Here is a 6,510-nt window from a genome sequence, read left to right as displayed (position 1 = left end):
TCTCCCTTCGGGGCACGGTCCGGATGCTTCCGCATCCTCCCTCTTCTCGCTCGCCGACCCACCTCCGCCCGCCCCGATAAGCTCGACAGATTCTTTTACGCCTCGACGGAGGCGGGCTCGGGTGGGTGCCCGGCGAGTCGAGACGGCCCCGAGAGGGAGACCGGCGGAGGAGGGGATGGCGGGAGAGGGTGGGGGTGCCTTTCCATCCCCCACCAGTCTCCCTTCGGGGCACGGTGGGGGGAACGGGAAAAGCCCCGGTTCCTCGGGGGGAACCGGGGCCTGTGGCCGGTCGCGTCGCGGCTTAGCTCTCCTTCGCCCGGAGCGCCGCGGCGGTTTCGGTCTCCCGCCGGACGCTGTTGGATTGGCAGCGGGGGCAGGAGCGTTCCTTCGTATCCCCTTTCGCCCAAAGGGCCGGGAAACGGTGGCCGCAACGGAGGCAGTAGAATGTCACCGTCTCGCTCATCGGATCACTCCCTCACGGCGCCGGAAGCGGCGAAGGGAGCGCCCCCCGCCGCTTTTCTCCGCGACGCCCGTTTGATCTTGAGCAGCTTCTCCCGCTTCTCCGCCCGGTAGGCGGCGACAGCCTTCTTGGTTTGCTCCACCTCCTCCGGGGTGATCCGCGCGAGGAGCCCGTCCAGTTCGCGCATCACCCGCGCGAACTTCTGCCCCTCCGCGGCGCTGATGTACTCCAGCTGCAGGCGGAAGGGGCGGATGCCGAGCTTCTCCATCTTTTCCCAAACGCGTTCCACGCGCTGCTGCGTCCAAGTGACGGCGCTCACGTAATGGCAATCGGAGAAATGGCAACCCGAAACCAGAACGATGGGCGCCCCTTTTTCGAAGGCGTGCCAGATGAAATCCTCGTCCACTCTTCCGGAGCACATGGTTCGGATGAGGCGGGTCGACGCCGGGTACTGGAGCCGGCTGGTCCCCGCCATGTCGCCTCCGGCGTAGGAGCACCAGTTGCAGGCGAAGGCGACGATCTTCTCCATCGAACGTTCCGCGAGGACCGCGTCCACCTGGGCGAGAATCTGCGGGTCCGTGAAATGGTTCATGTTGATCGCGTCGGTGGGGCACTCGGCGGAACAGGTGCCGCAACCGGCGCAGGCCGCCTGGATCACCATCGGGAAGAGGCCGGTCTTGGGATCCGGCGCCGTGATGGCGTGATAGGGGCAGACCCGGGCGCAGCGCCCGCAGAGGGTGCAGTTCTCCTTGTCGATCCGTGCGGTGATCGCCTCGATGCGCACCTGGCCGGCGGAGAGAAGGCTGCCGGCGCGGGCCGCCGCGGCGGAGGCCTGGGTGACCGAGTCCTTCACGTCCTTCGGCGATTCCACGCAGCCGGCGAAATAGACCCCCCGGGTGGGCGCGTCCACCGGCCGGAGCTTGGGATGCGCCTCGAGCACGAACCCATCGGGCGTGGAGCTGAGGGCGAGCAGCTCACCGAGGGAACCGCCGCCGTTTTTACGGGGCACCATCCCGACGGAGAGAACGAGCAGATCCATCTCGTGCTTCTCCAGCCGCCCGGTGAGTGTGTTCTCCACCGTGACCAAGAGGTTCCCCGTGCCGGGATCCTCGGCCACGTGGCCCGGCAGGCCGCGCACGTAGAGCGTTCCCGTCTCCCGGCTCCTCCGGTAGAGATCCTCGAAACCCTTTCCGAAGGCGCGGATGTCGGTGTAGAAGACCGTGGAGCGCGCCTCCGCGTCGTGCTCGGCGATGAGGAGCGTCTGCTTCACCGTGTTCATGCAGCAGATGTTGGAGCAGTAGGGCGCTCCCCGCGCGGGCGCGCGGCTCCCGACGCACTGCACGAAGCCGATCCTCTTCGGTGTTCCGCGATCGGAGGGACGGATCAGGTGTCCCTCGCTCGGGCCGCCCGCGGAGATCAACCTCTCGAACTCCATCGACGTGATCACGTTCGAGAAACGGGTGTAGCCGTATTCGTCCTGTTCCCGCGGGTCGTACACGTCGAGGCCGGTGGCGACGACGATCACCCCCACGTCCAGGTCGAGGAATTCGTCCTTCGCGTCGAGATCGATGCAGTTTTTGTCGCAGGCGTCGACGCATTTTCCGCAGGCGATCGGGTTGTTGCCGAGGCAGTCTTCCATTCGAAGGACATAGGCGGAGGGGACCGCCTGGGGGAAGGGCATGTAGATCGCCTTGCGGGAGGCGAGGCCTTCCTGGTACTCGTCGGGGACGGCGACGGGGCAGATCGCGGCGCATTCGCCGCATGCGGTGCACGCGGTCTCGTCCACGTAGCGCGCCTTCTTCCGGACCTTGATCCGGAAGTTGCCGACGAAGCCGCTGATCTCTTCCACTTCGCTGTTGGTCAGAAGCTCGATCCGGGGATGCCGACCGGCATCCATCATTTTAGGTCCGAGAATTCATATGGAGCAGTCCATGGTCGGATAGGTCTTGTCCAGCGCGGCCATGATGCCGCCGATGGTCGGTTCCTTCTCGACCAGATACACCTTGTGACCCAACTCGGCGAGGTCGAGCGCGGACTGGATCCCCGCCACGCCGCCGCCCACCACGAGGGCCGCCGCCGTCACCGGGAAGACCGCCTCCTCCTGGCTCTCCAGAAGGTTCGCCCGATAGACGGCGCTCCGAACCAGGTCCTTCGCCTTTTCCGTCGCCCCCTTCCGATCCCCCTGGTGCACCCAGGAGACGTGCTCGCGGATGTTGGCCATCTCCATCAGGTAGGGATTCAACCCCGCGTCGGCGACGCATTGGCGGAATGTGGGCTCGTGAATTTTGGGGGTGCAGGAAGCGATCACCACCCTTTCCAGGTTGTGCTCGGCGATCCCCCGCTTGATCTCGTTCTGTCCGGGATCGGCGCAGGTGTAGCGGTTGCGGATCACCGCCGCCACGCCGGGGAGGGTCTCGGCGAAGCGGGCCACCTCCTCCGTGTCGACCGCGCCGGCGATGTTCAGGCCGCAATCGCAGACGAACACGCCGATCCGGGGTAGTTTATGCGTCATCGTCCTTCTCCTTGCGTCGCGACCGGCCGGGTGCGGCCCGCCAGCGCCGATGAGACCAAAGTGGTGATGTCCGTGATTCGGATCGCCCGCCGGGGAGCGGCGCCGCCCTCGAATCGGGGGCGGGACGCGTCCTCCCGCAGCGCGCAGGTGAAGTGGATGAGGCATTTCGGGCAGGCGGTGACGAGCGTCTCCGCGCCGGTCGCCGCCGCCTCTTCGAGCCGCCGGGTCTGCATCTCCCGCGATTCGGCGTCGCAATGCTGGAAGCCGGAGGTGCCGCAGCAGCGCGCCGCCCGCCCGCTCCTCTCCATCTCGACGATCCGCAGCCCCGGGACGGCGCCGAGCATGGTCCGGGGCGGTTCCGTCATTCCGAGGTGCCTCCCCAGCCGACAGGGATCCTGGAAGGTGACGGTTTGTCCCGAAAACGAGTCGTCGCTTAGCTCATAGAGGCCGAGCTCCTCGATTCGATCCATGAGAAAAGAGGTGATGTGTTTCACCTCCGCCGCGAAGCCGGGCGCGGCGCCCGGGTAGTCCTTCGTGAGCGTGCGGGCGCACTCGGCGCAGGCGGTGACCACCGTCTCGGCGCCGCTCTCCCGGATCATCGCGGCGTTCCTCTCCGCCAGCCGGAGGAACCCCTCGCGGTCGCCGGACCAGAAGAGGTCGTGGCCGCAGCAGACCTCGTCGCTTCGCACCACCGGCTCGATGCCGATGCGGTTCAAGAGGCGAATCGCCGAGCGGGCGATCTCCACCGTCTCCACGCCGAGCCCGGAGAAGACGGTGTCGAAGAGGGGGGCGCAACCGACGAAGAGGAGCACCTTCCCCTTCTTCGCGACCTTCAGGTCCGGCGTCAGCCAGGAGAGACGATCCTCCCGCGATTTCCCTTGAGCCATCAAGCGAGTCGCCTGTTGGAGGATTTCGTGGTGCGGGCAGGAGGCGCGTTCCTCGACGGCGGTCGCCTCCCGCGCGCCCCGCACGAAGTCCACGAAGGCGACCCCTTCGGGGCAGAGTTCCTCGCAGGCGCCGCACGTGAGGCATTGGCGCACCAGCTCGGTCGCCTCCGGCTCCCGATCGTTGAGCGCCCGCGCCACCAGGCGGCGGGGGGAGTAGGACTCGCGGAGCTCCGACAGGGGACAGACGCCGGTGCACTTGCCGCAGCCGAGGCAGAGCGTGGCCGACGTTCGCCTGGCGAGGTCTTCGAGCTTCGTCATGATGATCCCTCCCCCGCGAAGGCCGGCTTCTCCCAATCGAGGGGATCTCCCTCGGGGCTATCGGACCAGTCGCTCCGCACGCACTCCGGGTCGACGCCGGAGAGGGCGAGCACCCGTCGGGCCAGTTTGATCTGTTCCTTGGCGACGCCGGCGCCCCTCTCGAAGCGACACCGCTCGTCGGCGCACCCGGCGATCACCACCTTCTCGGCGCCCCGGAGGATCAGGCCGAGGATCGTTCCCGCGTCGACCTGTCCGGCGCAGGAAAGGCGGATTACGTCCCGCTCGCCGTTCCCGTCCGGTTCGGGGGCGACGCAGCCTCCCCGTCGCTGGCAGGTGATCACCACGGTCCGCGCGGGGCGGCCCCCGTCGAGGAGGCGGCGCGCCCCTTCGTCGAGCATCCACTCGCGGGAGAAGGGGGCGATCCGCGCAGCGCCGGTTTTACAAACCGAAACGCAAAGGCCGCAGCCCCGGCATGCGAGCGGGTCGATGCGGGAGACCGGTTCGCCCCGTGGTCCGGGGATCAGGCGGGGAGCGCCGAAGGCGCAGATCTCCACGCAGTTCCCGCAGCCCCGGCAGAGCGCCGCGTCCACCTCCGATTTGACGAGCGCCACGTCCACCGGCAGCACGGGAGGTTCCTCGACGCCGGCGGTGCGCAACGTGATCGTCCCTCCATGCTCCCCCTCGCGGGTGTTCGCCGGCATCCCCTCGTGCGGGGTCCGGAGGAGGAGATCGAAGCTCCCGCCGTTTCCCTCCTCGGATGGACCGCTCCGAACGAGCACGTGCCGTCTCTCGCATCCGGGAATGCAGCTCCAGCACTCGGAACAGGGACCGCAGCGGCGGCAGCGGGACGCCTCTTCCCGCGCCTCTTCCTCCGTGAAGGAAAGCTCCACCTCTTCGAATCCGAGCCGCTCCTCCAGATCCCTCTCGGGCGGATGGAGACGGTCGCGCCTCTCCGCCGGCGGATCGGCGAGACCGAGTTCCCAGCCGCCGCCGGGTCGGCTCTTTCCCTTTTTCAGCGCCGCCGCTCCTCCCTCCACATAGAGGGCGATGGACCGCGCGGCGCGCCGCCCCGCGGCGATCGCCTCGATCACCGTGGCGGGACCGGTCACCACGTCACCCCCGGCGAAGACGCCGCTGATCCGGGTGAGTCCCGTCTCCGGATCGGCGACGAGAAATCCCGTGTCGCTCACGGCGTGGGCGTGCCGGTGGCCGAGGAAGGGGAGGTACGCCTCCTGTCCGATGGAGGAAATCACCGCGTCGGCGGGGAGCACGAAACCGGAACCGGAGACCGGGATCGGCCGCCGCCTCCCGCTCGCGTCCGGCTCGCCGAGTCGCACCTCCAGGCATTCGATTCCGTTCACGCGCCAGTTTTTCGCCTTCAGCTCCTGCGGGGCGGCGAGCCAGCGGAAGCGGACCCCCTCCGCCTCGGCGGCGCGCACTTCTTCCTCCACCGCGGGCATCTCCTCCTTGGATCGACGGTAGACGATCTCGGCGCTCCTGGCGCCGAGACGGAGGGCGGTCCGCGCCGCGTCGATCGCCGAGCTACCGCCGCCGATCACCAGTACACGTTCCCCTGCGGGGCTGCGGTCCCCTTCGTTCACGCGTTTCAGGAAACGGAGCACTCCCTCGATCCCCTGGAAGTCCGACTCGCCGGGGATCCCGAGACGACGGTTCTTGGAGGCGCCGACCCCGAGAAAGATCGCCTTGTGCCCCTCGCCGACGAGATCGTCCAGGCCGAAGTCGCGGCCGAGGGCGACGCCGGTTCGAAGATCGATCCCGGGCCCGAGCATCTGTTCGATCTCCCGATCGAGCACCGTCCGCGGGAGCCGGTACGAGGGAATGCCGTAGCGGAGCATCCCGCCCGGTTCCGATTCCGCCTCCAATAGAGTGACGGGGAAACCGGCGCGGGCCAGCTCGTAGGCGCAGGTGAGACCCGCCGGTCCGGCGCCGATCACGGCGATTTTCTGGCTCCGGTAGGGGGCGGGGGGGCGGAAGGAGGGAGACGGCTTTATATCCCGGTCGGCGAGAAAGCGTTTCAGCGCGCGGATCGCCACCGGAGCGTCCGTCGAGTTCCTGTTGCAGACCGACTCGCAGGGATGGTTGCAAACCCGCCCGCACACTCCCGGAAGGGGGCAGTTCATGCGGACCACATGCATCGCCTCCTCGTAACGCCCCTCGGCGATCAGGGAGACGTAGGCTTTGACGTTGACGCCGGCGGGGCAGGCCTCCATGCAGGGGGAGGGACCGATCCGGGAGATCGGATACCGCGCCCCCGAGGGGAAGTCGAGCCGCGCCTCTTCAACCTTGATCCACTCCATGGCGATCTCTCCTCC

The 6,510-nt window shown here is 68.1% G+C and carries 4 protein-coding genes; all 4 read right to left on the bottom strand.

Annotated elements, in window-relative coordinates; translation table 11 throughout:
• Positions 1–301: 301 nt before the first annotated feature.
• Genes JW958_03690 through JW958_03675 form a run of 4 tightly spaced genes read right to left on the bottom strand, consistent with a single transcriptional unit; the run spans position 302 to position 6,495 of the window.
• Positions 302–463 (bottom strand): zinc ribbon domain-containing protein, encoded by a 162-nt coding sequence (locus JW958_03690; GenBank protein ID MBN1825344.1) that lies wholly within the window; start codon positions 461–463, stop codon positions 302–304.
• A gap of 4 nt (positions 464–467) precedes the next feature.
• Positions 468–2,972 (bottom strand): hydrogenase iron-sulfur subunit, encoded by a 2,505-nt coding sequence (locus JW958_03685; protein ID MBN1825343.1) that lies wholly within the window; start codon positions 2,970–2,972, stop codon positions 468–470.
• Entirely contained in the window at positions 2,969–4,177 is a 1,209-nt protein-coding gene (locus JW958_03680; GenBank protein ID MBN1825342.1) for a (Fe-S)-binding protein, read from the bottom strand. Before JW958_03680 ends, JW958_03685 begins: the two co-directional genes overlap by 4 nt.
• Positions 4,174–6,495 (bottom strand): FAD-dependent oxidoreductase, encoded by a 2,322-nt coding sequence (locus JW958_03675; GenBank protein MBN1825341.1) that lies wholly within the window; start codon positions 6,493–6,495, stop codon positions 4,174–4,176. Before JW958_03675 ends, JW958_03680 begins: the two co-directional genes overlap by 4 nt.
• Between the last annotated feature and the right edge of the window lie 15 nt (positions 6,496–6,510).

It is taken from the genome of Candidatus Eisenbacteria bacterium, from assembly GCA_016930695.1.
Lineage (GTDB): Bacteria > Orphanbacterota > Orphanbacteria > Orphanbacterales > Orphanbacteraceae > JAFGGD01.
This window is presented reverse-complemented; position numbering and strand designations above follow the sequence as displayed.

Excerpts from the sequence above, each read along its gene's own strand:
- JW958_03675 (MBN1825341.1), bottom strand. The coding sequence starts at position 6,495 with ATGGAGTGGATCAAGGTTGAAGAGGCGCGGCTCGACTTCCCCTCGGGG.
- JW958_03690 (MBN1825344.1), bottom strand. The coding sequence starts at position 463 with ATGAGCGAGACGGTGACATTCTACTGCCTCCGTTGCGGCCACCGTTTC.
- JW958_03680 (MBN1825342.1), bottom strand. The coding sequence starts at position 4,177 with ATGACGAAGCTCGAAGACCTCGCCAGGCGAACGTCGGCCACGCTCTGC.